This window comes from Microbispora amethystogenes, assembly GCF_016863015.1.
GTDB classification, from domain to species: Bacteria; Actinomycetota; Actinomycetes; order Streptosporangiales; family Streptosporangiaceae; genus Microbispora; species Microbispora amethystogenes.
In genome coordinates, this window is record NZ_BOOB01000119.1 from 1 (window position 1) to 1,484 (window position 1,484).

Below are 1,484 nucleotides of genomic sequence, written 5' to 3' on the forward strand. Positions count from 1 at the left end.
GTACAGAGGGGTCGGAAGCCACCTGCTCCAGCACCCGCACCAACCGCCGTGCGAGCGCCTGAGCCGTCTCCTCATCGAACAGATCGGCGGCGTACAGGACACCACCGCCCAGCCCGGCCGGAGCCCCGGCCTCGTCCCGGCGCTCCACCAGCGTCACCGACAGATCGAACCGGGCGACTTCTTCGGACGAGGGCTGCGCCGAGGACACCTGGAGAGCCGGCAGGTTCCACGTGGGCGGTGTGGCGTTCTGCACGGCCAGCATGATCTGGAAGAGCGGGTTGCGCGACAGCGAACGCGCCGGGTTGAGCTCCTCCACGAGGCGCTCGAACGGGACGTCCTGATGGGCGTAGGCGGCCAAATCGGTCTCCCGCACCCGCGCCAGCACGTCGTCGAACGACGGGTCGCCGGACAGATCGGTGCGAAGGACGAGCGTGTTGACGAAGAACCCGGCCAGATCCTCCAGCGCGGCATCCCCGCGACCGGCGATCGCCGTACCGATCGGGATGTCGCTCCCCGCGCCGACCTTCGCCAGCAGCACCGCGAGCGCCGCGTGGGCCACCATGAACATCGTCGCGTTTCCGCCCTGCGCCAGCTCCACCAGCCGGGCATGGGTCCGCGCGTCCACTTCCAGGTGTACGTTGCCGCCGCGGAACGACGACGCCGCCGGACGCGGCCGATCGGCCGGAAGCGCCAGCTCCTCCGGCGCTCCTTCCAAAGCCTGACGCCAGTACGCGAGCTGGCCGCTGATCATGCTGGCCGGGTCGTCCAGGTCGCCCAGCGCCTCTCGCTGCCACAGCGCGTAGTCCGCGTACTGCACCGGCAGCGGCTGCCAGTCCGGCGCGCGGCCCTCGCGACGAGCCGCGTACGCCGTGCTCAGATCCCGGCCCAGGACGCCCATCGACCAGCCGTCCACCGCGATGTGATGCGCCACGATGAGCAGCACGTACTCCGAAGGACCCGTCACCAGCAGCCGCACCCGCCAGGGCAGCTCGACGCTCAAATCGAAGCCGCGGCTTGATTGGGCGGCCAGCACCTCCCCGGTCTGATCGGCGGTGGTCTCGACGACCACCAGCGGTGGCCTGCCGGCGGGCCCGTCCAGGATGTGCTGGCGAGGTACGCCATCGGTCTCGGGGAAGATCGTGCGCAGGCTCTCGTGGCGGTCGGCGACGTCGCCGACGGCCGCCTCCAGGGCCGTGATATCCAGATCACCCGACAGGCGCAGGGCCAGTGGCAGGTTGTAGTTCGCCCCGCCGCCGACTTCCTCCAGCCGACTGAGGAACCACATGCGCTGCTGGGCGTACGACAGCGGCAGCACCTCAGGCCGCGGCATCGGCGTCAACGCCCGACGGGTCTCACCCGAGCCGTCGATGAGCCGGGCCACTCCGGCAACGGTCGGCTCGGCGAACAGCCCGCGGATGCTGACTTCGGCGTTCAGCACCGACCTGATTCGAGCCAGCAGCCGCATGGCCCGCAGGGAGTCTCCA

Annotated in this window: 1 protein-coding gene; it reads right to left on the reverse strand. The window is 70.5% G+C overall.

Going from position 1 to position 1,484, the window contains the following annotated elements; translation table 11 throughout:
- Positions 1-1,438 (reverse strand): condensation domain-containing protein (locus tag Mam01_RS35945; RefSeq protein WP_239101883.1); only part of this gene is annotated, 1,438 nt, incomplete at its 3' end.
- Positions 1,439-1,484 lie beyond the last annotated feature (46 nt).